The organism is Actinomadura sp. WAC 06369, from assembly GCF_003947565.1.
Lineage (GTDB): Bacteria > Actinomycetota > Actinomycetes > Streptosporangiales > Streptosporangiaceae > Spirillospora > Spirillospora rifamycini.
Map to the genome: position 1 here is coordinate 23,744 of NZ_QHJN01000014.1, position 23,714 is coordinate 47,457.

At 75.0% G+C, this 23,714-nt stretch carries 25 protein-coding genes; 17 read left to right on the forward strand and 8 right to left on the reverse strand.

Annotated features, from left to right (window positions below; all coding sequences use genetic code 11):
• Positions 1-119 precede the first annotated feature (119 nt).
• The 8 genes from DMH08_RS06180 (at position 120) to DMH08_RS06215 (ending at position 9,801) form a co-directional block, all read left to right on the forward strand.
• On the forward strand, positions 120-1,580 hold the full coding sequence (locus DMH08_RS06180) for an amidohydrolase (protein WP_233617427.1): 1,461 nt from the start codon (positions 120-122) through the stop codon (positions 1,578-1,580).
• A gap of 192 nt (positions 1,581-1,772) precedes the next feature.
• Complete coding sequence (locus DMH08_RS06185; RefSeq protein ID WP_233617428.1) at positions 1,773-2,825, forward strand: BMP family lipoprotein; 1,053 nt, start codon at positions 1,773-1,775, stop codon at positions 2,823-2,825.
• 107 nt (positions 2,826-2,932) lie between these two features.
• Positions 2,933-4,459, forward strand: coding sequence for an ABC transporter ATP-binding protein (locus tag DMH08_RS06190; RefSeq protein WP_026402608.1), 1,527 nt, complete (start codon positions 2,933-2,935; stop codon positions 4,457-4,459).
• Positions 4,456-5,763 carry an ABC transporter permease gene (locus tag DMH08_RS06195; RefSeq protein WP_199747644.1) on the forward strand — a complete coding sequence of 436 codons (1,308 nt, stop codon included), beginning with the start codon at positions 4,456-4,458 and terminating at the stop codon, positions 5,761-5,763. Before DMH08_RS06190 ends, DMH08_RS06195 begins: the two co-directional genes overlap by 4 nt.
• Positions 5,760-7,112 carry an ABC transporter permease gene (locus DMH08_RS06200; RefSeq protein WP_125612278.1) on the forward strand — a complete coding sequence of 451 codons (1,353 nt, stop codon included), beginning with the start codon at positions 5,760-5,762 and terminating at the stop codon, positions 7,110-7,112. The genes DMH08_RS06195 and DMH08_RS06200 overlap by 4 nt, the downstream gene beginning before the upstream one ends.
• A 75-nt stretch (positions 7,113-7,187) precedes the next feature.
• Entirely contained in the window at positions 7,188-7,589 is a 402-nt protein-coding gene (locus DMH08_RS06205) for a cytidine deaminase (RefSeq protein WP_026402606.1), read from the forward strand.
• A gap of 22 nt (positions 7,590-7,611) precedes the next feature.
• On the forward strand, positions 7,612-8,886 hold the full coding sequence (locus DMH08_RS06210; protein ID WP_026402605.1) for a thymidine phosphorylase: 1,275 nt from the start codon (positions 7,612-7,614) through the stop codon (positions 8,884-8,886).
• A 36-nt stretch (positions 8,887-8,922) separates the two neighbouring features.
• Entirely contained in the window at positions 8,923-9,801 is an 879-nt protein-coding gene (locus tag DMH08_RS06215; RefSeq protein WP_125612280.1) for a DMT family transporter, read from the forward strand.
• Here the strand turns inward: DMH08_RS06215 and DMH08_RS06220 are convergent.
• Both DMH08_RS06220 and DMH08_RS06225 read right to left on the reverse strand, forming a co-directional pair.
• A complete protein-coding gene (locus tag DMH08_RS06220; RefSeq protein ID WP_125612282.1) occupies positions 9,774-11,009 on the reverse strand; it encodes a glycosyltransferase in 1,236 nt (411 codons plus the stop codon). The two genes, DMH08_RS06215 and DMH08_RS06220, sit on opposite strands and share 28 nt — an antisense overlap.
• Positions 11,006-11,872, reverse strand: a complete 867-nt coding sequence (locus DMH08_RS06225) for a DMT family transporter (protein WP_125612284.1) — start codon at positions 11,870-11,872, stop codon at positions 11,006-11,008. Before DMH08_RS06225 ends, DMH08_RS06220 begins: the two co-directional genes overlap by 4 nt.
• Before the next feature lie 90 nt (positions 11,873-11,962).
• Here DMH08_RS06225 and DMH08_RS06230 point away from each other — a divergent pair, with 90 nt between their 5' ends.
• Complete coding sequence (locus DMH08_RS06230) at positions 11,963-12,571, forward strand: class I SAM-dependent methyltransferase (protein WP_026402603.1); 609 nt, start codon at positions 11,963-11,965, stop codon at positions 12,569-12,571.
• A gap of 1 nt (position 12,572) precedes the next feature.
• On the opposite strand, the gene DMH08_RS42310 is transcribed toward DMH08_RS06230, so the two are convergent.
• Positions 12,573-12,695, reverse strand: coding sequence for a hypothetical protein (locus DMH08_RS42310; protein WP_267898525.1), 123 nt, complete (start codon positions 12,693-12,695; stop codon positions 12,573-12,575).
• A gap of 201 nt (positions 12,696-12,896) precedes the next feature.
• On the opposite strand from DMH08_RS42310, the gene DMH08_RS06235 reads away from it, so the two are divergent.
• Both DMH08_RS06235 and DMH08_RS06240 read left to right on the forward strand, forming a co-directional pair.
• Positions 12,897-13,238 carry a hypothetical protein gene (locus DMH08_RS06235; protein ID WP_125612286.1) on the forward strand — a complete coding sequence of 114 codons (342 nt, stop codon included), beginning with the start codon at positions 12,897-12,899 and terminating at the stop codon, positions 13,236-13,238.
• 17 nt (positions 13,239-13,255) lie between these two features.
• The gene (locus DMH08_RS06240; RefSeq protein ID WP_233617429.1) at positions 13,256-13,570 is read left to right on the forward strand and encodes a WapI family immunity protein; all 315 of its coding nucleotides are present in this window, start codon (positions 13,256-13,258) and stop codon (positions 13,568-13,570) included.
• A 12-nt stretch (positions 13,571-13,582) separates the two neighbouring features.
• On the opposite strand, the gene DMH08_RS06245 is transcribed toward DMH08_RS06240, so the two are convergent.
• Both DMH08_RS06245 and DMH08_RS06250 read right to left on the reverse strand, forming a co-directional pair.
• Positions 13,583-14,131 (reverse strand): hypothetical protein, encoded by a 549-nt coding sequence (locus DMH08_RS06245; protein ID WP_125612290.1) that lies wholly within the window; start codon positions 14,129-14,131, stop codon positions 13,583-13,585.
• A gap of 74 nt (positions 14,132-14,205) precedes the next feature.
• The gene (locus DMH08_RS06250) at positions 14,206-14,640 is read right to left on the reverse strand and encodes a nuclear transport factor 2 family protein (RefSeq protein ID WP_026402599.1); all 435 of its coding nucleotides are present in this window, start codon (positions 14,638-14,640) and stop codon (positions 14,206-14,208) included.
• A gap of 110 nt (positions 14,641-14,750) precedes the next feature.
• Between DMH08_RS06250 and DMH08_RS06255 the strand changes: the two genes are divergently transcribed.
• The 5 genes from DMH08_RS06255 (at position 14,751) to DMH08_RS06275 (ending at position 20,010) form a co-directional block, all read left to right on the forward strand.
• Entirely contained in the window at positions 14,751-15,527 is a 777-nt protein-coding gene (locus tag DMH08_RS06255) for an isocitrate lyase/PEP mutase family protein (protein WP_125612292.1), read from the forward strand.
• A gap of 97 nt (positions 15,528-15,624) precedes the next feature.
• Positions 15,625-16,335, forward strand: a complete 711-nt coding sequence (locus DMH08_RS06260; protein ID WP_233617430.1) for a TetR/AcrR family transcriptional regulator — start codon at positions 15,625-15,627, stop codon at positions 16,333-16,335.
• 176 nt (positions 16,336-16,511) lie between these two features.
• Complete coding sequence (locus DMH08_RS06265) at positions 16,512-17,477, forward strand: ABC transporter ATP-binding protein (RefSeq protein ID WP_034517945.1); 966 nt, start codon at positions 16,512-16,514, stop codon at positions 17,475-17,477.
• Complete coding sequence (locus DMH08_RS06270; protein ID WP_125612294.1) at positions 17,474-19,123, forward strand: ABC transporter permease; 1,650 nt, start codon at positions 17,474-17,476, stop codon at positions 19,121-19,123. The genes DMH08_RS06265 and DMH08_RS06270 overlap by 4 nt, the downstream gene beginning before the upstream one ends.
• 209 nt (positions 19,124-19,332) lie before the next feature.
• Complete coding sequence (locus tag DMH08_RS06275) at positions 19,333-20,010, forward strand: response regulator transcription factor (protein ID WP_026402596.1); 678 nt, start codon at positions 19,333-19,335, stop codon at positions 20,008-20,010.
• 41 nt (positions 20,011-20,051) lie between these two features.
• On the opposite strand, the gene DMH08_RS06280 is transcribed toward DMH08_RS06275, so the two are convergent.
• On the reverse strand, positions 20,052-20,543 hold the full coding sequence (locus DMH08_RS06280) for a hypothetical protein (protein WP_026402595.1): 492 nt from the start codon (positions 20,541-20,543) through the stop codon (positions 20,052-20,054).
• Positions 20,544-20,570: 27 nt separating this feature from the next.
• Here DMH08_RS06280 and DMH08_RS06285 point away from each other — a divergent pair, with 27 nt between their 5' ends.
• A complete protein-coding gene (locus DMH08_RS06285; RefSeq protein WP_233617431.1) occupies positions 20,571-21,908 on the forward strand; it encodes a HAMP domain-containing sensor histidine kinase in 1,338 nt (445 codons plus the stop codon).
• Between the two features lie 139 nt (positions 21,909-22,047).
• Here the strand turns inward: DMH08_RS06285 and DMH08_RS06290 are convergent, their stop codons facing one another.
• On the reverse strand, positions 22,048-22,629 hold the full coding sequence (locus DMH08_RS06290; protein WP_199747645.1) for a DUF305 domain-containing protein: 582 nt from the start codon (positions 22,627-22,629) through the stop codon (positions 22,048-22,050).
• Positions 22,626-23,420: a lytic polysaccharide monooxygenase gene (locus DMH08_RS06295; protein ID WP_125612296.1), complete on the reverse strand. Its 795-nt coding sequence runs from the start codon at positions 23,418-23,420 to the stop codon at positions 22,626-22,628. The genes DMH08_RS06290 and DMH08_RS06295 overlap by 4 nt, the downstream gene beginning before the upstream one ends.
• Positions 23,421-23,714: the final 294 nt, after the last annotated feature.

Consider the following 23,714-nt stretch of genomic DNA (forward strand, 5'->3'; position numbering starts at 1 on the left):
ACGGTACGCGGAAGCACGGGAAGGGCCGCGCGGACCGCGCGGGCCGTGAGAACCGTCCAGACGACATCGAGACCACCCGGCGGAGGCCCTTCGGCTCCGCCGTCGCGCAGGGGGCGCAGATGACCCACCCGGGACCCGGGGTGATGCCCGGCCTCGAACCACCGACCGCCGACCCGGAGGGCCGCGACCGCCCGTCCGGGACCGGCCGCGCACCCGGCGCCGGCCCCGGCCGCGACGCGGCCCGCGACGCCGCGCCCGGCACCGCCGGCGACCCCGCGGCGCCCTCCGCCGCCGGCCCCGTCCCGTCGGGCGCCGCCGGCGCGGGCGCCCCGGTCGTGCTCGGCGGCGCCGCCCTCCAGCCGCAGCTCGACGGGTTCCTCGACCGGCACGAGGGCGAGCTCGTCTCGTTCCGCCGCGACCTGCACATGCACCCGGAGCTGGGCTACAGCGAGCACCGCACCACCCGCAAGATCGTCGACCGGCTGCGCGCGGCCGGGCTGAAGCCGCAGGTCCTCCCGCGCGGCACTGGCCTGTTCTGCGACATCGGCCCCGCCGACGGCGGCACGGTCGCGCTGCGCGCCGACATCGACGCGCTGCCGCTGCAGGACGAGAAGGAGGACGCCCCGTACCGCTCGACGGTCCCGGGCGTCGCGCACGCCTGCGGCCACGACGTCCACACGACGATGCTGCTCGGCGCCGGGCTGTTCCTCGCGCAGCAGGCCGAGGCGGGCCTGCTGCCGGGCCGGGTCCGGCTGCTGTTCCAGCCCGCGGAGGAGGTCCCGGGCGGCGCGCTGGACGTGATGGCGGCGGGCGGCCTCGTCGGCGTCGACCGCGCGTTCGCGCTGCACTGCGACCCGCGCATCGAGGTCGGCCAGCTCGGGCTGCGCACCGGGCCGATCACCGCGGCCTGCGACAAGGTGTACGTGAAGGTCACCGGGCCCGGCGGGCACACCGCGCGCCCGCACCTGACCGCCGACCTCGTGTACGCCCTCGCCAAGATCGTCACCGAGCTGCCGTCGGCGCTGTCCCGCCGCGTCGACCCGCGCTCCAGCCTGTCGCTGGTGTGGGGCCGGGTGTCGGCCGGGTCGGTCGCGAACGCGATCCCCGACGACGGCGTCGCCGAGGGGACCGTCCGCTGCCTGGACGACCAGGCGTGGCACGCGGCGCCCGACATGATGAAGGCGCTGCTGCGGTCGGTCGCGTCCGCCTACGACGTCGAGGCGTCGCTGGAGTACGTCCGGGGCGTCCCCCCGACGGTGAACGAGGCGACGAGCGTCCAGATGTTCCGGGACGCCGCCGCGCAGGTGATGGACGAGGAGGGCGTCGTGCCCACCCCGCAGAGCCTCGGCGGCGAGGACTTCGGCTGGTACCTGGAGGCGGTCCCCGGCGCGCTCGCCCGGCTCGGCGTCCGCGCCCCCGGCTCGCCCGTCGAGTACGACCTGCACCGCGGCGACTTCGACGTGGACGAGCGCTGCGTCGCCGTCGGCGTCCGGGTGCTGAGCGCCACCGCGCTGACCGCGCTGTGGGAGGGCGGGCGGCCCGGCGACGGCGAGCCGATCGAGGGCGCCGCCCTCACCTGACCGTCCTCGCCCGACCGCGCCCGCCGGCCGCCGCGCCGTCGATGACCTGTGGCGACTTGTCTACGCGTTGGTAACGGAGCTGTTGCGAAACCGCGCACTCTGGCGGTTTTGCACGATTTCCGAGGTAGCGTCCCATCGTTTTCGGCGGCCGGTCCGGTCGCCACCGTGGTGGGGATCGGAAGGAGCGCTACCTTGCGCCGTGGATTCAGAAGGACGCTCGTCGCCGTGACCAGCGCGGCGCTGATGCTCAGCGCGTCCGCGTGCGGCGGCAAGACGGCGGAGGACGGCGGCGGCGAGGGCGGCGACAACGCCCTCAAGGTCGGGCTGGCCTTCGACATCGGCGGTCGCGGGGACCAGTCGTTCAACGACTCGGCCGCCGCGGGCCTCGACCGGGCCGCCAAGGAACTCAAGATCGAGACCGAGGAGATCTCGGCCAAGCCGGACGAGCCGGACTCCGACAAGGAGTCCCGCCTGCGGCTGCTCGCGAACCAGGGCTACAACCCGATCATCGGCGTCGGGTTCGCCTACACCGCGTCGGTGAACAAGGTCGCGAAGGAGTTCCCCGAGACCAAGTTCCTCGTCGTGGACGCCGACGGCTGCAAGGTCGAGGGCGACAACGTCGGCGCGGCCTGCTTCGCCGAGGAGGAGGGCTCGTTCCTCGTCGGCGCCGCCGCCGCGCTCACCTCCGAGACCGGCAAGATCGGCTTCATCGGCGGCGTGAACGTCCCGCTCATCCAGCGCTTCGAGGCCGGGTACGAGGCCGGGGCGAAGGAAGTGAAGCCCGACACCGAGGTGCTGGCGAAGTACCTGACCCAGCCGCCGAACTTCAACGGCTTCAAGGACGTCAGCCTCGGCAACGAGGCCGCCAAGGGCATGCTCGACGACGACGCCGACGTCATCTACCACGCCGCGGGCGGCGCCGGCATCGGCGTCATCAAGACCGTCGGCGGCGCCAAGAAGTGGGCCGTCGGCGTGGACGCCGACCAGTACAACCAGCCCGCGCTGGCCGGGGTCAAGGACCAGATCCTCACCTCCATGGTGAAGAAGGTCGACCTCGCGGTGTACGACTTCGTCAAGAGCGTCTCGGACGAGACCTTCAAGGCGGGTCCGAAGGAGTACGACCTCGCCAACGACGGCGTCGGCTACGCCACCTCCGGCGGCCACGTCGACGAGATCAAGGCGAAGCTCGAGGAGCTGAAGAAGGGCATCATCGCCGGCGAGATCAAGGTCCCGGCCGGCGCCTGACGCGCCCCCGGCACCGGGCGCCGCCCGCGCGGCGGCGTCCGGTGCCCCCTACCGCCCTGACCCAGGGTCGTCTTTCACCGAGCACGTTCGAGGCAGGAGAAGCGCCCGTGCCCGACCAGGTGCCGGCCGTGCGGCTGGCGTCGATCACCAAGCGGTTCCCCGGCGTGGTGGCCAACCGCGACGTCGACCTCACGATCGAGCGCGGCGAGGTGCACGCGCTGTGCGGCGAGAACGGCGCCGGCAAGTCGACCCTCATGAAGATCCTCTACGGCATGCAGCGGCCGGACGAGGGCACCATCGAGATCGACGGCGAGGCGGTGTCGCTGCGCGGCCCGGGCGACGCGATCGCCCGCGGCATCGGCATGGTGCACCAGCACTTCAAGCTGGCCGACAACCTCACCGTGCTGGAGAACGTCATCCTCGGCGCCGAACCGAAGCGGTTCGGCCGGATCGACTTCGCCGCCGCCCGCGCGAAGATCACCGAGATGTCGAAGACGTACGGCCTGCGCGTCGACCCCGACGCGCTGGTCGAGAAGCTCGGCGTCGGCGAGCGGCAGCGCGTCGAGATCCTCAAGGTCCTGTACCGGGGCGCGCGCGTGCTGATCCTGGACGAGCCGACCGCCGTGCTCGTCCCGCAGGAGGTCGACGAGCTGTTCGGCAACCTGCGGGAGCTGCGGGCCGAGGGCCTGACCGTGCTGTTCATCTCGCACAAGCTGGACGAGGTCCTGTCGGTCGCCGACACGATCTCGGTGATCCGGCGCGGCACCACGGTCGCCACCCGCCTCGACCCGCGGGAGGTCACGTCCCGCCGGCTGGCCGAGCTGATGGTGGGCTCGGAGCTGCCCACCCCGGAGCTCCGCGACTCCACCGCGACCGATCGGGTCCAGCTCGACGTCGGCGGGCTGACCGTGCTCACCCCCGAGGGGCGCCCGCTGGTGGACGGCGTCTCGCTGCGGATCCGCCGCGGCGAGATCGTCGGTCTCGCCGGGGTCGAGGGCAACGGGCAGTCCGAGCTGATCGAGGCGGTCATGGGCATCCGCACCGTGGACGCCGGCACGATCCGCTTCGGCGACGACGACATCACGCACTGGCCGACGCGCCGCCGCCGCGAGGCCGGCATCGCCTACATCCCCGAGGACCGGCACCGGCACGGGCTGATCCTTGAGGGCGCCCTGTGGGAGAACCGCGTCCTCGGCCACCAGACCCGCCCCCCGAACGTCCGCGGCCCGTGGATCGACCGGCGCGGCGCGCGCCGCGACACCACCCGCATCGTCCGCGACTACGACGTGCGGACCCCGGGCATCGACGTCCCCGCCGCCGCGCTGTCCGGCGGCAACCAGCAGAAGCTCATCGTCGGCCGGGAGATGTCCGGCGACCCCCGCCTGCTGATCGCCGCCCACCCCACCCGCGGCATCGACGTGGGCGCCCAGGCCGCCATCTGGGACCACCTGCGGCGCGCCCGCGCCGCGGGCCTCGCCGTCCTGCTGATCAGCGCCGATCTAGAGGAACTCATCGGAATGTCCGACACCCTGCACGTGATCCTGCGGGGGCGGCTGGTCGCGGAGGTCGACCCGCGCACCGTCACCCCCGAGGACCTCGGCTCCGCCATGACCGGCGCCGGAGCCTCCGCATGAGCGACGAGAAGGACCCCGAACACCCGACCCCCCCGGCCGACACCCCGGACCGGCCCGCCCCCCAGAAGCCGGAGGCGGCCGAGGAGCCGGACGCGGCCGAGGCCAGGCGCGGTGAGTCGTCGGCGCCCGAGGGGCCGGAGGACGTTCCCGCCTGGAAGGCGATCCTCCAGGGCAAGGGGCCGCGCGGGCTCGCGCTCAAGTTCGGCGCGCCGCTCGTGGCGCTGCTGATCTCGCTCGTCATCACGATGATCCTGCTGCGGGTCACCGGCGCCGACCCGTTCTCGGCCGTGCAGAGCATGGTCGAGTACGGGACGACCGACAACTCGATCGTCGACATCCTGAACCGGGCGACGCGCTACTACCTGTCGGCGGTGGCGGTCGCGATCGGGTTCCGGATGGGCCTGCTGAACATCGGCGTGGACGGCCAGTACCGGCTCGCCGCGTTCCTCGCGGCGGCGCTGGGCGGGGCGCTCACCCTGCCCGCGCCCCTCGGCCAGTTCCTGGTGATCGTCGCGGCGATGGTCGTCGGCGGGGTGTGGGCCGCGATCGCGGGCGTCCTCAAGGTGACGCGCGGCGTCAGCGAGGTGCTGTCGACGATCATGCTGAACGCGATCGCGACCGGCCTGATCGCGTACCTGCTGCACAAGGACCGGCTCGCCGAGGTGAGCCCCGGCAGCAACAACATCGCGACGCCGCAGATCCCCGAGGACGGGCGGGTCGGCCCGCTGAACGGGTTCCTCGCGTCGATCGGCATCGACCTGCCCGGCCAGGTGTACGGGCTGCTGCCGCTCGCGGTCGTCATCGGCGTCGTGTTCTGGATCGTCATCAACTTCACGCGGTTCGGGTTCGACCTGAAGGTGTCGGGCCTGTCGCCGTCGGCGGCGCAGGCCAGCGGCGTCAGCGCCCGCCGCATGATCGTCATCACGATGGTCATGTCGGGGGCGATCGCGGGCCTGATCGGGATGCCGGAGCTGCTCGGCGCCTCCTACGAGTACTCGCTGAACTTCCCGGCGGGGCTCGGCTTCACCGGCATCACGGTCGCGCTGCTCGGCCGCAACCACCCGTTCGGCATCGCGCTCGCGGCGCTGCTGTTCGCGTTCCTCGACCAGAGCTCGGACGTGCTGCAGGCGGTGGACGTGCCGAAGGAGATCGTCGGGGTGATGCAGGGCGTCGTCGTCCTGACCGTCGTGATCGTGTACGAGCTGATGCGGCGCTGGGAGATCCGGCTGCAGCAGCGGGCCGTGGCCGTCGAGCTGGCCACGGGCCACGACCTCGCGGCCGAGACCTCGGGGAGCGCGAAGTGACCGTCACGCAGGCCGACCGCGCCGCCGCCGCGAAGAGCGGCGGCCGCCGCCTCCGCTGGCCGCACTACCTGCTGATCGCCGCCGGGCTGCTGGTGCTGCTGTCGCTCGTCCGGACCCTGGACGGCGCGAACGACCTGACGTCCAGCGGGACGGTCGGGGCCGCGCTGCGGCTCGCCGTGCCGATCTTCCTCGCCGGGCTCGGCGGCCTGTGGGCGGAGCGCTCCGGTGTGATCAACATCGGGCTCGAGGGCATGATGATCCTCGGGACGTGGGCGGGCGCCTGGGCCGGGTACCAGTGGGGCCCGTGGGTCGGCGTCGCGGTCGGCATCCTCGGCGGCGCCCTCGGCGGGCTGCTGCACGCCATCGCGACCGTGACGTTCGGCGTGGACCACATCGTGTCCGGTGTCGCGATCAACATCCTGGGGCTCGGCCTCACGCAGTTCCTCGCGGGCATGCTGTTCGCGACGGAGGAGGCGAAGGCGCTCGGCGGCGGCGAGCGGCAGTCCCCGCCGATCGACTCGATCTCGACGCTGACGGTGCCGATACTGTCCGGCGGCGAGGTGTTCGGGTGGAAGAGCCCGGACGTCCTCGGCTCCATCGAGAAGCACCACTGGTTCTTCGTGTCCGACCTCGCGGGCATCCTGCGCGGCGTGACGAGCGACGTGTCGGCGCTGACGGCGGTCGCGCTGCTGCTGATCCCGCTGTCGTTCTTCGTGTTGTGGCGGACGTCGTTCGGCCTGCGCGTCCGGTCCTGCGGCGAGGACCCGTACGCGGCGGAGTCGCTCGGCGTGTCGGTCTACCGGATGAAGTACGCGGCCGTGATCATCTCGGGCGGGCTGTCCGGGATGGCCGGGGCGTTCCTCGTCACGGTCGCGGCGAACTCCTACCAGGACGGCCAGACGAACGGGCGCGGCTTCATCGGCCTCGCCGCGATGATCTTCGGGAACTGGCGGCCGGGCGGGCTCACCGCGGGGTCGCTGCTGTTCGGCTACACCGACGCGATGAACGTGCGCGGCGGCGGCAGCTCGGTGCACGCGCTGCTGCTGTTCACGGCGATCCTGCTGATCGGCGCCGCGGTCTGGCAGGCGGTGCGGGCCGGGCGGCTGCGCCCGGACGCCGCGACGGACGCGGCGCGCCGCGCCGTGCGCCGCGCGTACGTCGCGTCCGGTGCGGCGCTCGTGTCGGCGCTGGCGCTGCTCACGTGGTTCCTCCTGAGCGACACCGTCCCGGGCGAGCTGGTGTCGTTCACCCCGCACCTGATCACGCTGCTGGTGCTGGCGCTGTTCAGCCAGCGGCTGCGGATGCCGGCGGCCAACGGGCTCAGGTTCCGCAAGGGCGAGGCGCGCTGACCGGTGACCGGAGCGGAGCGGAGGGCGCCGGCCGGCGCCCGCCGCGGGGAGGAACCCTCTGCGAAAATGCGCCCCATGGAGATCGACTGGCCCGTCCTGCGCGGTGCCGCGCGGGAGGCGATGGAGCGCGCCTACTGCCCGTACTCGGGGTTCCCCGTGGGCGCGGCCGCGCTGGTGGACGACGGACGCGTGATCACCGGCTGCAACGTGGAGAACGCGTCGTACGGGGTCGGGCTGTGCGCGGAGTGCTCGCTCGTCTCGGCCCTGCACGGGCCGGGGAAGTCGGCGGCGCCGCGGCTGGTCGCGGTCGCCGTCGTCGACCGGAGCGGCGACCCGCTGATGCCGTGCGGGCGCTGCCGCCAGCTGCTGTGGGAGCACGGCGGCCCGGGGCTGCTGCTGGAGACGGTCCGGGGCGTCCTGCCCATGTCGGACGTCCTGCCCGACGCGTTCGGCCCCGACGACCTCGCCACCCGCTGACCGTTCGAACAGAGAGGACCACGTGGACGCCATCGATGTCATCCGCGTCAAGCGGGACGGCGGCGAGCTCGCCCCGGACCAGATCGACTGGGCGGTCGACGCCTACACCCGCGGCGCCATCGCCGAGGAGCAGATGTCGGCCCTCGCGATGGCGGTCCTGCTCAACGGCATGACGCGGGCGGAGGTGGCCCGCTGGACGGAGGCGATGATCGCCTCCGGGGAGCGGATGGACTGGTCGGCGCTGGACCGGCCCACCACCGACAAGCACTCCACCGGCGGCGTCGGCGACAAGATCACGCTGCCGCTGGCGCCGCTGGTCGCGGCGTGCGGCGCGGCCGTCCCGCAGCTGTCGGGGCGCGGGCTCGGGCACACCGGCGGGACGCTGGACAAGCTGGAGTCGATCCCCGGCTGGCGGGCGTCCCTCACGAACGCCGAGATGCTGGACGTCCTGCGCGCGTCGGGCGCCGTGATCTGCGCGGCCGGGACGGGCCTGGCGCCCGCCGACCGGAAGCTGTACGCGCTGCGGGACGTCACCGGCACCGTCGAGTCGATCCCGCTGATCGCGTCGTCGATCATGTCGAAGAAGATCGCCGAGGGGACGGGCGCGCTGGTCCTGGACGTCAAGGTCGGTTCGGGCGCGTTCATGAAGACGCCGGAGTCGGCGCGCGAGCTCGCCGAGACGATGGTCGCGATCGGCGCCGACCACGGCGTCCGCACGGTCGCGCTGCTCACCGCGATGGACCGTCCGCTCGGCAACGCGGTCGGCAACGCCCTGGAGGTCGCCGAGTCGGTCGAGGTGCTCGCGGGCGGCGGGCCGTCCGACGTCGTCGAGCTGACCGTGGCGCTCGCCCGGGAGATGCTCGACGCCGCCGGGATCGCCGGCCCCGACCCGGCCGACGCCCTCCGCGACGGCTCCGCGATGGACGTGTGGCGCCGGATGATCGCCGCGCAGGGCGGCGACCCCGACGCGCCGCTGCCCGCGGCGGCCGTCACGCACACGGTGACCGCGCCCGCGTCGGGCGTCCTGACCCGCCTGGACGCCTACGGCGTGGGCGTCGCGGCCTGGCGGCTCGGCGCCGGACGGGCCCGCAAGGAGGACCCGGTGTCGTTCGGCGCCGGGATCACCTGCCACGCCAAGCCGGGGGACACGGTGACCGAGGGGCGGCCGCTCCTCACCCTGCACACCGACGACGAGGCGCGCGTCGCGCGCGCCCTGGAGGCGCTCGACGGCGCCTGCGAGATCGTGCCCGGCGGCACGCCCGACCTGCACCCGCTCGTCCTCGGCAAGATCGGCTGACGGATTGGGAACGGGCGCGGCGGGAACCGTCCCCCCGTGCCCGTCGCGATCCTCGCCGCCGTCCTGGCCGGCGCCTGCTTCGCCCTCGCCGGCGTGCTGCAGCAGCGCGCCGCCAGCGCCCGCCCGTCCCGGGAGGCCATGTCGGTGCGGCTCCTCGGCCGCCTCGCCCGGGACCGGACGTGGCTGTTCGGCATCGCGTTCGCCGTCGCCGCGTACGGGTTCCAGATGCTCGCGCTGGCGTTCGGCCCGCTGGCCCTCGTCCAGCCGCTGATCGTCACCGAGCTGGTCTTCGCGATCCCGCTGTCGGTGTGGCTCTACCACCTGCGGATGGGCGCCCGCGAATGGTACGGCGCGCTCGCCGTCGCCGGGGGCCTCGCGCTCGCGCTCGTCGCCGCCGACCCGCGCGGCGGCGAGCATCCCGTCCCGCTGGGGGAGTGGCTGCTGACGCTCGCCGCGGTCCTCGCCGCGACCGCCGTCGCCCTCACCGCCGCCCGGTACGCGGGCGAGCTGCCCCGCGCGTCGCTCATCGCGCTCGCCGCGGGCCTCGTCATGGGCACCCAGTCGGTGCTGCTCGCCGCGACCGTCGGCAAGATCGAGAAGGGGGTCGTGGCGCTGTTCGCGTCCTGGCAGACGTACGTGCTGGTGATCGCCAGCATCGGCGGGCTGGTCCTGATCCAGAGCGCGTTCCAGGCCGGGCCGCTCGCCGCCACCATGCCGGTGATCGACTCGACCGAGCCGGCCGTCGCCGTCACCCTCGGCATCCTGCTGTTCGACGAGCGGATCCGCCTCGGGCTGCTGCCGTCCGGCGTGACCGTCCTCGGGATCGCGATCCTGCTCACCGGCATCGCCGCGCTCGATACGTCCCCGCTGCTGCACGCGCTGCACCGTCAGGAGATCGCGCGCCGCGCCTCCTGACGTCCCGCCGCCTCCTGCCACACCGGCAGCAGGTCCTCGGCGAGCACCCGGCTCCACGACCGGTGCCGCCGCCGCGACGTCGCGAGCGCCGCGCGGCCCAGCGCCGCCCGGCGGGCCGGGTCGCCGGCCAGCGCCGCGAGCTCGCGGGCCCAGCCCGCCGGGTCGTCCCGCCGCACCACGACGCCGTCCCGTCCGGGCGCCGCCAGCCACGTCGTCGTCAGCGCCACCTCGGGCAGCACCACCGGCAGCCCGCACGCCATCGCCTCCGCCACCACGTTGCCGATCGTCTCGCTGCGGGACGGGAACGCGAGGACGTCGCAGCCCGCGTACACCTGCGCGAGGTCGTCCTGCCCGAGCCTGCCGAGCAGCGTGACGCCGTCGCCGAGCAGCGCCGCCAGCGGCCCGGCGGCCGCACCGGACCCGGCGACGACGAGCCGCGCGTCCCGCCCGTCCGCGCGCAGCCGCCGCACCGCCTCGCCCGCCACCATCACCCGCTTGGACGCGTCGACCCGCCCGGCGAACAGGACGAGCGTCTCCGCGGCGCCGAACCCGTGCCGTGCGGCGAGCCGCGCCCGCGCCGCCGGATCGGGCCGGAACCGTCCGAGGTCGACGCCTCGGCCGAGCAGCGACACCCGGCCCGGCCCCACCACCGCCTCGACCTCGCCGCGCTCCGGCGCCGTCGCGACGAGCACCCGGTCGCACGCCCGCAGCAGCCGGTCCCGGCGCCGCCGGGCCAGCGCCGCGGCCGCCCCCGCGACCGCCTCCGGCGCCCGCAGCTGCCGCAGGTACGCGGCCGTCAGCACCGGCACGTCGGTGTGGAGCGAGCACACCATCCCCGGCCGTTCGGGCAGCCGCCCCGCCAGCCGGACGGCCGTGCCCGCGAACGCGAACGCGTGCGTCAGATGCCAGACGTCGTGCTTGCGGAGCCGCACCGCCAGCCCCGGGTGGTAGGGCGCCAGGTCCGTCGCGTCGACCCCGCCCAGCAGCCGCGCCAGCGGCCCGTCGCCTAGCATGGGACGCAGCGTGACGAACCGGACGGTGTCCGACAGCGGCTCGACGCCGTCCCGCGCGCCCAGCACGTACAGCGTGAGGTCGACGCCCGGATCGTCCCGCGCCGCCGCCTCCGCGAACCGCTCCCAGCACTTCACGTGGCCGCCCGCCCCGGCGTCGCGCCGCAACTCCACCAGGACCGCGACGGACGTCCTCATGCCCCGCGCTCCAGCGTCCGCTCGTACGCCACCGCGGCCTTCGCCAGCACCCACACCCCGACCGTCATGACCAGCAGCCCCGCCGCCTCGATCCCCAGCCACTGCGGCGCCACCCGGACCGTGCCGCCCAGCACGCCCAGCCCGATCGCGAGCCCCGCCAGCGGCTCCACCGCCGCCAGCGGCGGGTACGACGCCTCCAGCGGCTCCAGCTTAAACGCGCTCTGCAGCAGCAGCGTCCCCGTGATCGCCACCGCCGCCACCGCGTACGGCGACCAGTGCAGCAGCATGGCGACCAGTCCGTGGTCGAACAGCCGCCCCATCGCCGTGTCCGTCAGCGCCGACTGGAGCCCGAACAGCATCCCCGCGCCGACACCGAGCACCGGCGCCTCCTTCTCCGGCGCCAGGTGCCGCGCCAGCTTCACCAGCCCGCCCGTGATCAGCCCGACCAGCCCGACGATCAGCAGCCAGATCCAGATCGGCGCGTCGGTCGACTCGCCTTCCTCCGGACGGCCCGCCACCAGGAACGCCCCGAGCCCGCCGGAGATCGCGATCGCGCCGCCCCACTCCCGTCCGGTCAGCCGCCGCCGCTCCCACGTCGCGGCGATCGGCAGCGCGAACAGCAGCCGCGTCACCAGCAGCGGCTGCACCAGCGCCACCCCGCCCTTGCCGAGCGCCAGCGCGCTCAGGACGTTGCCGACCACGGCCGTCCCGACCCCCACCAGCCACAGCCGCTGCCGCACCAGGTACCACAGCAGCCGCCAGTGCAGCACCATGCCCTCGGGCGCGCGGGACGCCGCCCGCTGCTGGACGGCCGACCCCAGCCCGAACAGCGCGGCCGCCCCGAGAGCGAGCACGTACACCACGCATCGCCGCTACCCCGCCCGTCCGCTCGCACACCTGCGCCACCTGCGGCGCCATGCGTCCGCCCGCGCCGTGGCGTAAGGTCGACGCCCGTGATCGACGAGACCCGCAGCGCCTACGACGCAGTCGCCCCCCTGTACGCCGAACTCTTCAGCGACGTCCGGCGGCACCATCCCGTCGACCGGGCGTTCGTCGCCGCGTTCGCCGAGACCGTCGAGGGCCCGGTGGCCGACGTCGGGTGCGGCCCCGGCCACTACACGGCGCACCTGCGCTCCCTCGGCGCGGACGCCTTCGGCATCGACCTGTCGCCCGCGATGGTCGCCCACGCCCGCGCCGCCCACCCCGGCATCCGCTTCGAGGAGGGCACGATGACCGCCCTGGACGTCCCGTCCGCGTCGGTCGGCGGCGTCCTGGCCTGGTACTCGACCATCCACGCGGACCCGGACGACGTCCCGGCGATCCTCGCGGAGTTCCACCGGGTCCTCGCCCCCGGCGGCCACGTCCTGCTCGGCTTCTTCGCGGGCGCCGACACCCCGGTCCCGTTCGACCACAAGGTCGCGCGGGCCTACCGGTGGCCCGCCGACCACCTGGCCGCGCTGCTGCGCGACGCCGGTTTCGCGGAGACGGCGCGCGCGTCGCGCCGTTCCACGCCCGAGGAGCGCCCGTTCGACCTGGCCGCGATCCTCGCCCGGAAGAGCTGACTCAGCCCCAGAACGGCGGGCCGCCCTGCGTCGACGCCCACACCCACACGTAGACGAGGAACGCGACCCCGAGCAGCCCCACCAGCAGCGGCCAGCTGGGCCGGTGCACGCGATGCCTGGCCATGCTCACCACCTCCTCCGGGAGGGATGTCACCGCCACCGGAAAGCGACAATCCCCGACAAATGCAAACAATGGCACCCAAGACCTCCGGCCGGCGGCGGGCGCCCGCGTTTGGTGATGCGGAAAGTATTTATTTAGTTACATAGCGTGATGGTCGGGGAAGTCTCGGGGCGCACGAAGCAAACCCGACGAAAGGACTCGATCATGCGCAGGATCTTCGCGGCCCTGGTGCTCGCCACCGGGGCGACGCTCGCCGCGCTCGTGGGCCTCGCCGCCACGGCGTCCGCCGCCCCCGTGCCCGTGAGCCACCAGCACGCGCACGTCTGCAGCCATCACCGCAGCGGGCCCTGCGACGACAAGGGCCAGGGCAAGAACTGGGGCCACGGCAAGGGGCACGGCAAGCCCTGGAAGCACGACAAGGGCCACGGGCACGACAAGGGGCATGGCAAGGGGCAGGACAAGGGCCACCACGGTAAGAAGCACCACGGCAAGGACAAGGGGCACCACGGCTTCGACTTCCTGGGCGCGCTCTTCGGCTGGTTCTGACCACTGCCGGACGAGTGGTGCGGGCCGCTGGCCGAGGACGCGCACGCCTCCGTCCAGCGGCCGCCGCCGGGCCGCCCGCCGGCCTCCGCTTCACCGAGCCCAACCTCACGCTCGCCGTCGCCGGTCGCTCGTCCGGCCTGGTGACGCTGGACGTCGGCCTCGACCTCGAGTTCTCCCCGCCGTGGGACCACCGGCACCGCGCGGGCGACCCGTACGTCGTCCGGTGCCGGCTGGCGCCCCGGCGGATCGAGGAGGCCGCGGCCGACTGGGAGCGCGAGATCGCCCCGTATCCGAACGGTCCCGGCACGCCCGCCCCGGCCGGGGACGCGTGACGCCGGGGGCCGTCAGCCCGGTTCGTCCGCCTCCGGCGCCTTCCCCGGCCAGACGGTGGTCAGGACGGGCCAGATCAGGCTGTAGACGAGCACCTTCGTGAGCGGGTTGAGCCAGACGAGCAGCGGCGCCCCCGTGCCGAGGCCGCCGACGAGCACGACGAGCCCGAACATCAGGGCGGCGCTCAGCGCGTAGGCGAGCAGGAACCGGAGCCAGGACGTCCAGGCGTCCACGACGGCGGCGCGCCCGTAGAGCTTCGGCGGGGGCGGCGGCGGATCCTCGCCGAAACGGCGGGCGAACCGCGCGTCGGCCCACCGGACCGTGCGGTGCCCGTACACGATGGTGATGCCGAGGTAGGCCGCCGACAGCCCGTGCCAGACGGTCGGTTCGGCGCCGTCGCGGATGCTGAGGACGGTCGCCGCGAGCAGTACGACGTCGATCAGCGGGACGCACAGCAGCAGGACGCCGCCGAGCGTGCGCCGCCCGGCCGCGTAGCGGGCCGCGAGGCCGCCGACGAGGAAGGCCCAGAAGAGCACGTCGCAGGCGAGGACGAGATACAGCACGGCGGTCCCCCGGTGACGGCGAAACGATCTTCTTCTGGACCTTCCAGAAGATACGTCGGCGGCGCAGGTGCCCGCTACGCGGTGGTCGGCTGTCCGCAGGCCGCGGCGATGGCGGCCGGGTCCCAGTAGAAGGGGCGGCATTCGAGCATGCGGCCGTCCCGGACGGCGATCCACTGCAGGATCTCCGTCTCGACCTCCCGCCCGGTCGCCCGCGCGCGGAACCGGACCCGGCTGCGCACCACCACGGTGTCCCGGCCGCCCTGGTGCTCCTGCTCCAGGAACTCCATCGCCTCCCAGACCTCGCTGAACCGCGCGAAGAACCGTTCCATGCCGTCGTGGCCGCGCCAGGTCCCCGTGCCGGTGAACGGCAGGCCGGGTGCCTGGTGCAGCACCACCTCGGGGTCCAGCCAGGCCGCGACCGCGCCGTAGTCGGCCTTCCCGTAACCGCCCGCGGCCACGTAGGCGGCCTCGGCCGCGTAGATGTTCCGCATGACGTCCCAAGCGTCCATCGTCCGCTCCTCTCGCAGGTGACCCTCGGGGAACACCGTGCTCGCGGGTCCGGTTGCGGGACGCGACGGTTCGATCGGCGCCGAAACGATCCGGGCGTACGGTCGAAGGCGTGAACTTCCACGATCTGCACCGCGGGGAGCGTCCGCTGCTGCTGCCGAACGCGTGGGACGTCGCGTCCGGCGCGGCGCTGGCGGCGGCCGGGTTCGCCGCGGTCGGCACCACCAGCCTCGGTGTCGCGGCGGCGGCCGGGAAGGCCGACGCGACCGGCGGCACCCGGGCCGAGACGGTCGCGCTCGCGCGGCGGCTGGCGCGGCTGCCGGTGCCGGTGACCGTCGACGTCGAGGGCGGCTTCTCCGACCGTCCGGACGAGGTCGCCGCGCTGGTGGCCGAACTGGGCTCGTTCGGGGTGGCCGGAGTGAACATCGAGGACGGGCGCCCCGGCGGCCTCGCCCCGGTGCGAGACCTGGCGGCGGTCGTCGCGGCGGTGAAGCGCGCGGCGCCCGGCGTGTTCGTGAACGCCCGCACGGACACGTACTGGCTCGGCGGCGACCGTCCGTCGCTCGGCGAGACGCTCCGGCGCGTGCGGGCCTACGCGGACGCGGGGGCCGACGGCGTGTTCGTCCCCGGCATCGCGGACGACGCCGACATCGCCGCCGTGGTCGCGGCGGCGGGCGTCCCGCTGAACGTCCTGCACCTGCCGGGCCGCACCGACTACGCGCGGCTGGCGGAGCTGGGCGTGGGCCGGGTGAGCTGCGGGTCGCTGCCGTTCCGCGCGGCGCTGCACGCGGCCGTGTCCAGCGCGCTCGGCGTCGCGGGCGCGGCGCCCCCCGCGGACGTCCCGACGTACGACGACGTCGTGCGCCTGGTCGCCGCGGCCTCGTCCTGACCCTCCGCCCACGGGTAAGGGTGATGTCACCAGGGCGTTACCCAACGTGCGATACACGCGTATTGTGCACTGAACGCTTGTATCGGAGAATCGGGGCGTGACCGAGCTGCGCGAGCGGGACGCCGAGGACCTGACGGCCCGCGCGCGCATCCGCGACGCGGCGCTGCGCGAGTTCGCCGAGCACGGCGTGAACGGCGCGACGATCCGCGGGATCGCGCGGGCGGCCGGGGTGTCGCCGGGGCTGGTGCAGCACCACTTCGGCTCCAAGGAGGCGCTGCGCCGGGCCTGCGACGAGTACGCCGTCGAGACCCTCCGGCGCACGAAGCTGGAGGGGCTGCGGGGCGGGATCGGCAGCCCGGACTTCACCGCGGCGGCGCTGGACGAGGTCCTGCCGCTCCAGCGCTACCTCGCCCGCGCGCTGGTGGACGGCTCGCCGGGGGCGGCCGAGCTGTTCGACGACGCGGTCGCGGTGAGCAAGGAGATGCTCGACGGCGACGTCCCGGGCCTGGCCCCGCCGAAGACCGCCGACCCGCACGCCTACGCGGTCGTCATGACCGGCATCACCTTCGGCCTCACCGTGATCCACGAGCACATGTCGCGGGCCCTCGGCACCGACATTTTCGGCGCCGAAGGGTACGCGCGCATGGCGCGCGCGATGCTCGACATCATCACCGACGACATCCTCGCCCCGGACGTCGTCGTGCAGATGCGCGCGAGTCTGGACCGGATGCTCGCCGAATCGGCCGGGCCGCGCATCCCCACGTCGGACGCGGCCGCCCGCAAGGCCGACTCCGACCCGCCCGCCTGACCCGCGCCCGCACCTCCGTCCGCCCGCGGCCCGGCCGGACGGCTCGTGGTGCGCGCACGCGGCCGACGGCCGCACGGGCGGGACGGCTCCGCCGCCCGCCGCCACGGGGCGCCCGTGCCCGGCACGGCGCGCACCGCGTGGACCCCCATCTCTCGCACCCGTTCCGAGGTGTCGCCATGACCGCACGTTCCACGCTCCCCATCGAAGTGTCCGGCCTGGTCAAGTCGTTCGGCCGGACCCGCGCCCTGGACGGCCTCGACCTGACCGTCCGCACCGGCGAGGTGCACGGCTTCCTCGGCCCCAACGGCGCGGGCAAGTCCACCACCATCCGCGTCCTGCTGGGCCTGCTGCGCGCCGACGCGGGCCGGGCCCGGCTGCTCGGCGGCGACCCCTGGCGCGACGCGGTACGGCTGCACCGCCGCATCGCCTACGTGCCCGGCGACGTCGACCTCTGGCCCAACCTCACCGGCGGGCAGGCCGTCGACCTGCTGGCCCGGCTGCGCGGCGGGCTCGACCGGGCTCGCCGCGACGAGCTGTGCGACCGCTTCGACCTGGACACCGCCAAGAAGGGACGCACCTACTCCAAGGGCAACCGGCAGAAGGTGGCGCTCGTCGCGGCCCTGGCCTCGCGGGCCGAACTGCTCATCCTGGACGAGCCGACCGCCGGGCTGGACCCGCTGATGGAGGCGGTGTTCCAGGAGTGCATCGCCGAGGCGGCCGCGGAGGGCCGCACGGTCCTGCTGTCCAGCCACATCCTCGCCCAGGTCGAGAAGCTGTGCGACCGGGTGAGCATCATCCGGCTCGGCCGGATCGTCGAGAGCGGCGCGCTCCGCGAGCTGCGGCACCTCACCCGCACCACCATCGAGGCCGAGACCGAGCGCCGCGTCACCGGACTGGACGGGCTGCCCGGCGTCCACGGGTTCACCGCCGAGGACGACCGGGTGCGATTCGACGTCGACGCCGAGCAGCTCGGCCCGGTCGTCCGCCGGCTGAGCGAGTTCGTCCCGCGCACCCTGATCAGCAGGCCGCCCACCCTGGAGCAGCTGTTCCTGCGGCACTACGGCGACGAGCTCGCGGAGAACGGGGTGCCCGTCGAGGGCGCCGCGGACGGGCGCACCGCGCGCGACGGGGACGCGTCGTGACGGCCGCGGCGGCCGGCGCCGCGACCGCCGGGGCCGCGGCGGCCGGCGGCCCGCTCACCGGCACCGGGACGCTCGCGCGGTTCATGCTGCGCCGCGACCGGGTCCGGATCCCGGTGTGGCTGCTCGCCCTGGCGCTCGGCACGGCGGTGACCGCGTCGAACCTCGCCGCCACCTACCCGACGGCGGCAGACCGGCGGTCCCGCGCCGAACTGGTGGACGGCCCGGCGGGCGCCGCCTTCAGCGGCCCCGGGCACGGCCTCGGCGACTACACCTACGGCGCGATGCTCGCGAACGAGATGCTCGGCTTCGTCGCGATCTTCGCGGGGCTGATGAGCATCCTGCTGCTCGTCCGGCACACGCGGGCCGAGGAGGAGGCCGGGCGGGCCGAGCTGGTCCGCGCCGGGGTGGTCGGACGGCACGCGCCGCTCGCCGCCGCGGTGCTCGTGGTGGGCGGCGCGAACGTCGCGCTGGGCGCGCTCACCGCGGTCGTCCTCGGCGGCTCCGGGATCGAGTCCCTGACCTGGCCGGGCTCCCTGCTGTTCGGTGCCGCGCTGACCGCCGCGGGGCTGGTCTTCACCGGCGCCGCGGCCGTCACCGCGCAGCTCACCGAGTACGGCCGCGCCGCCGGCGGCCTCGCCGGCGCGTTCCTCGCGGCCGCGTACACGCTGCGGGCGGTCGGCGACATGGGCGGCGGCGCCCTGTCGTGGCTGTCGCCGATCGGGTGGGCGCAGGCCGCGCGGGCGTACGTGGACGGCCGGTGGTGGCCGCTCGGGCTGTGCCTGCTCGCGGCGGGCGGCCTGCTCGCCGCGGCGTTCGCGCTGGCGGCGCGGCGCGACGTCGGCGCGGGCCTGCTGCCGCCGCGTCCCGGGCCGCGCACCGCGGCGGCGTCCCTCGGCACCCCGCTCGGGCTGGCGCTGCGGCTGCAGCGCACCGGCCTGCTGTGGTGGGCCGTGTCGATGGCCGCGCTCGGCGCCGTGTACGGGGCGTTCGCGGGCGACGTGCGCGACGCCATCGCCGGGAACGCGACGCTCCAGGAGTGGGTGGGCTCCCTGCCCGGCTCGTCGCCGGCCGACCGGTTCGTCAGCGTGATCACGTCGATGCTCGCGGCGGTCTGCGGCGTCCAGGTGGTTTCGGCGATGCAGCGGCCGCGGACCGAGGAGACCACCGGACGGGCCGAACCGGTCCTCGCGGCGGCGGTGTCGCGGACCCGGTGGCTCGCGGGCCACGTCGCGGTCGCGCTCGCGGGCGGCGTCCTGGTGCTGCTGCTCACCGGGCTGGGCGCGGGGGCCGCCGCGGCGCTGTCGGTCGGCGACGCCGGGCTGCTGCCCGGGACGGTCGGCGCGGCGCTCGCCCACGCCCCGGCGGTGTGGGTCGCGGGCGGCGCGGCGGTCGCGCTGTTCGGGCTGGCGCCGCGCGCGATGCCCGCGGCGTGGGCGGTCGTCGTGTACGGCGTCTTCGTCACCACGTTCGGCGGGCTGCTGCGACTGCCGGGGTGGATGACCGACCTGTCCCCGTTCGGGCACGTCCCGCAGTTGCCGGGCGCGGACCTGACCTGGACGCCCCTGTTGGGCCTCACGCTGGTCGCCGCGGCGCTCGTCGCGGCCGGGTTCGCCGGCTTCCGCCGCCGGGACCTCGACCTCCGCTGACCCGTTCGGGGGGGCGTTCGTACCGTCGTCTTGAGGAGGTCGGCGAACGGATAGGGCCCGACGGGCTCGCGACGGCCGTCCCGTCCGACCCGTCCGCCTACGCCCGGTTCGCCGAACGGCTCGTCGCCGAGGGCTACGCCCCGCGCTGACCCTCGCCGGCCCGGCCGTTCCGACGCCGTGAACACGAAGGTTGTTCTATTTTGGCGGGCATGGCGACGGTTCTGTTGGTCGAGGACGACGAGATCGTCCGGCAGGCGCTGATCCACGAGCTGACCGACCTCGGGCACGCCGTGCACAGCGTCGTGCGCGCCCTGGACGCGCTCCGCGAAGCGACCGACGGCCCCGGCTACGACATGATCGTGCTCGACCTCGGACTGCCCGACCTCGACGGCGCCGAGGCGCTGAAGATGCTGCGCGCCGTCACCGACACCCCCGTGATCATCGCGACCGCGCGGGACGACGAGCGCGAGATCGTCCGGCTGCTGCGGACCGGCGCCGACGACTACGTGGTCAAGCCGTTCTCCGGCGACCAGCTCGACGCGCGCATCCAGGCGGTGCTGCGCCGCGTCCGGACGAACGCGCCGCCGGACGTCCTGGAGGTGGGCGGCCTGCGCATCGACCGGGACGCGCGCCGCGCCGCCCTGGACGGGACGCCGCTGCGGCTCACCCGCCTGGAGTTCGACCTCCTCGCGTTCCTCGCCGCCCGCTCGGGCCGGGTGGTGCGCCGCCGGGAGGTCCTCGCCGAGGTGTGGCGGCAGGCGAACGGCGACGACCAGACCCTCGACGTCCACATGTCGTGGCTGCGCCGCAAGCTGGGGGAGACCGCCGCGCGCCCCCGCTACCTGCACACCGTCCGCGGCGTCGGCGTCATGCTCACGGCCCCGTGATGCGGCCGGCACCCGTGCACACCTCAGTACCCGTGCACTCTTCAATACTCATAGACCTGCACGAGGGTCGGGTGGCCGTTCCACGTCGCGAACACCGCCGAGCCGTGCTCGCCGTCCGTCAGGTCGACCCGCAGCCACTCCACCTGCCGCCACTCGCGCACCTCGAAACCCTGCTCGGGGGACGCGGACACGAGCCGCGCGCCGTGCTCGCGCACCTCCAGCACCACCCGTCCCGACTTCAGCGCGAAGGTGCGCGTCCGTCCGCCGGACGGCGCCGCGGACCGTCCGGCGGCCGCCGTGGCTGACCGGCTCGCCGCGGTCCGGCTCGGCGCCGGCGACAGCGTCTCCCGCGTCGCGGGCGCCGACGCGGGCGCGTCCGGCGGCGCGGGCGGCCGCCCGGTGCGGACCGGCACCGCCGCCACCGGCGCGTCGCCGAGCGCCGTGCCGCCGACGGCGTGCTGCACGCCCCACCAGCTCACCGCGAGGCCGGCCAGCGTCGCCGTGCACCACGCGGTCGCGAACCGTATCCGCATGGCGGCCATTATGTCCGGGCGGCCGCGGTGAGGGACCGGCGTCCGGGCGGCATGCGCGGCACCCTCGCCCTCGTCGCGTTCGCCGTGACCGCCATGGTCGCGGTGTCGTTCCTGCTGCCGCTCGGCCTCGTGGTGAAGCAGATCGCCCGCGACCGCGCGCTCACGGGCGCCGAACGGCAGGCCGCGTCGCTCGTCCCGGTGCTCGCGATCACCGCCGACCCGGACGTCCTCGCCGACGCCGTCGCGTCCACCGAGGCCGGCGCGGACGGGCGGCTCGCGGTGCACCTGCCGTCCGCCACCGTCGGGACGCCGCGCGCCGCGCCCGCCGACGTCGCCGCGGCCCGCGAGCGCGGCCGGGCGTTCGCCGCCGGGCTGCGCGGCGGGCAGGTGCTGCTGCGGCCGGTGGTGCGGGACGGCGCGCCCGCCGCGGTCGTCGAGGTGTTCGTGCCGGCCGCGGAGCTGTCCCGGGGCGTGACCGAGGCGTGGGCGACGCTCGCCGGGGTGGCGGTCGCGCTCGGCGCGGTCGCCGTCGCGATGGGGGACCGGCTCGCGACCCGCGTCGTCCGCTCGTCCCGCCGCCTCGCCGACGCCGCCGGACGGGTCGGCGCCGGCGACCTGGACGTGCGGGTCGTCCCCGACGGCCCCCGCGAGCTGCAGGCCGCCGCGACCGCCTTCAACACGATGGCCGAGCAGGTCGCGGGCCTGCTGGCCGCCGAGCGGGAGACCGCGGCGGACCTGTCGCACCGGCTGCGCACCCCGCTGACCGCCCTCCGGCTCAGCGTCGACGGCCTCGTCGCCAACCCCGGCGACCCCCGCCGCCTCCAGCGCGGCCGGGAGGCGCTCGCCCGGCTGGAGGGCGAGGTCGACGGGCTCATCGCCGCCGCCCGGCGGCCCCGCCCGCAGGCCGCCGGATGCGACGCCGCCGACGTCGTCCGGGAACGCCTGGAGTTCTGGTCGGCGCTCGCCGAGGACCAGGACCGCCCGCACCAGCTCATCGCGCCGGACGGCCCGGTGCCGGTGCCGGTCGCGCGCGCCGAGCTCGTCGCGGCGATCGACGCGCTGATGGGCAACATATTCCGGCACACCCCGCGCGGCGCCGGGTTCACCGTCACCGTGCACCGCGGACGGCACTCGGCGGGCCTGCTGTTCGCGGACGCCGGTCCGGGCATCGCCGACGAGGGCGCCGCACTGCGCCGCGGGACGTCCGGCGCCGGATCCACCGGCCTCGGCCTCGACATCGCCCGCCGCCTCGCCGCCGCCACCGGCGGAAGCCTCCGCGTCGACCGCTCCCCGCAGCTCGGCGGCGCCCGCATCCAGATGTGGCTCCGCACCGAACCCGCGGAACGAACCGAACGGTCACGCTAACGGGCCTTTCCCTCCGGTGCCGGAAATGGTGCGCGTTCACGGCGGCCGCCCCCGGAACCGTCCTCCGCAGTCCGGCGCGTCGACCGCCCGTCCCACCGACGGTGGCCCCCGCGTCCACCGGACGCGGGGGACCACCGTGCTAGGCGTTCAGCAGCCCGAGCATCTGCTGGATCTGGTCGGTGCGGGAGTCCCGGACCCGCTGCGCGAACGCCTTCGCGTCCGGGCTCGCGCCCTCCGCCAGCTCCGTCCGCGCCATCTCGACGGCGTTGTGCTGGTGGGCGATGAACAGGTTGAGGAACGCCCGCTCGAACGCCGCGCCCTTCGCCTTCTTCAGCGCCCCGATCTCCTGGGCGCCGGTGGCGGGCAGCGCGCCGTGCGCCGCGTGGTGCCCGCCGCCGTGCCCCGCCTCCAGCGGCTCGGACCACGCCCGCAGCCAGGCGATCATCCGCTCGGCCTCCTCGGTCTGCGTCGCCTTCACGGCCCCCGCGAGGACGCGCACGTCCTCGCTCGGCGCCCGCTCGGCCGCAAGCCCCGCCATCTCGAGCCCCTGCCGGTGGTGCGCGATCATCATCTGCAGGAACATCACGTCCCCGTCGTTGTGCTCCGCCGCCGGGGTCGCGGCGCTCACCGGCCTGCCGTCCGCCTCGCCGCCGCCGCACCCCGCCAGCAGCAGCGGCGCCAGAGCGGCGGCCGCGATCAGCGCCCGGCGCCGCCCGTTCACAGCGGCAGCCAGAGGGCCAGGGTGTACTGCGACGGCTCCCAGCTCCGGATGGACCGGTGCGCCTGCCGGCACCGGTACTTCCCGCCCTCGTACGTGACGACGTCGCCCGCCCTGTACGCCTGCCCGACCTTCCAGGCGTCCCCGCCGGCGGACGGCTCCGCCGACGGCTCGGCGGACGGCCCGCCCGTGGGCCCGGTCGTGGGCCCGGTCGTGGGCTCGTCCGTCGGCTCCGGCTCGGGCTCGGGCTCCGGGTCGGTGGTGGGCGGGGTCGTCCCGGAGCCGCCGCCGATGTTCACGTCGACGCAGCTGTAGAACGCGTTCGCGGTGTCGCCGATGTTCCACACGGCGAGCACGGTCTGCCGTCCGGAGAAGCCGCTCAGGTCGACCTCGTGGTCGACGACCGAGCCCGGCTGCTCGTTGTTCCCGGCGAACGACGCCACCTGCTCGCCGCCCACGAAGTACCGCCAGTCGGCCGTGCGGTGCCGCGCGGTGACGACCCAGCTGAACGTGACGGTCGACCCGACGGACGTCGCGGGCCAGTCGCGGCTCTCGTCCGAGAGCACCGCGAACTGCTGGTTTCCACCATCGCAGCTCCGCAGCCCCTTCGGCCCCTCGACGCTCTGCGGCTCGTACTGGATCGGCCCGCAGCCGGACACCGTCCCGGTCGCGCACAGCGCCTGCCGGCTCGGCGGCGAGGACACGTAGCCGTGGGCCGACGCCGGACTCGCGACGAACAGCGTCGACCCGACGGCCGCCAGTCCGGCGAGGGGGTACGCGACGAATCTGCGCATGGAGACCTTCCCAACGTGTCGTCCGAGGCCCGCCGGACGGCGGGCCGCGATTGCCGTCGGGACGCTAACGACCCCAGCCCTAAAGCCTCCTTAACAGCGCTCGAAACCCTCAATAAGCCGTGCGGACGTCCCGGACGGCCCCCGGGCATCGGCTCCGACGATCGCCGGTTCCGGGGCGATGGCGAGACCGAAAACTCGTCCCCGCCGCCCTCGTGCCGGGAGTGTCGGTAGGTTCGTTCCGCCGGGGTGCGGCCCGGCGCCGATGGGGCGGGCGCCGGGACGTGGGGCGAGGGC

Bases quoted from the DNA above. Each gene is read 5' to 3' on its own strand.
- DMH08_RS42310 (WP_267898525.1), bottom strand. From the start codon at position 12,695: ATGGCCAGGCATCGCGTGCACCGGCCCAGCTGGCCGCTGCTGGTGGGG.
- DMH08_RS06195 (WP_199747644.1), top strand. From the start codon at position 4,456: ATGAGCGACGAGAAGGACCCCGAACACCCGACCCCCCCGGCCGACACC.
- DMH08_RS06220 (WP_125612282.1), bottom strand. From the start codon at position 11,009: ATGAGGACGTCCGTCGCGGTCCTGGTGGAGTTGCGGCGCGACGCCGGG.
- DMH08_RS06275 (WP_026402596.1), top strand. From the start codon at position 19,333: ATGGCGACGGTTCTGTTGGTCGAGGACGACGAGATCGTCCGGCAGGCG.
- DMH08_RS06280 (WP_026402595.1), bottom strand. From the start codon at position 20,543: ATGCGGATACGGTTCGCGACCGCGTGGTGCACGGCGACGCTGGCCGGC.
- DMH08_RS06180 (WP_233617427.1), top strand. From the start codon at position 120: ATGACCCACCCGGGACCCGGGGTGATGCCCGGCCTCGAACCACCGACC.
- DMH08_RS06235 (WP_125612286.1), top strand. From the start codon at position 12,897: ATGCGCAGGATCTTCGCGGCCCTGGTGCTCGCCACCGGGGCGACGCTC.
- DMH08_RS06295 (WP_125612296.1), bottom strand. From the start codon at position 23,420: ATGCGCAGATTCGTCGCGTACCCCCTCGCCGGACTGGCGGCCGTCGGG.
- DMH08_RS06250 (WP_026402599.1), bottom strand. From the start codon at position 14,640: ATGGACGCTTGGGACGTCATGCGGAACATCTACGCGGCCGAGGCCGCC.
- DMH08_RS06205 (WP_026402606.1), top strand. From the start codon at position 7,188: ATGGAGATCGACTGGCCCGTCCTGCGCGGTGCCGCGCGGGAGGCGATG.
- DMH08_RS06265 (WP_034517945.1), top strand. From the start codon at position 16,512: ATGACCGCACGTTCCACGCTCCCCATCGAAGTGTCCGGCCTGGTCAAG.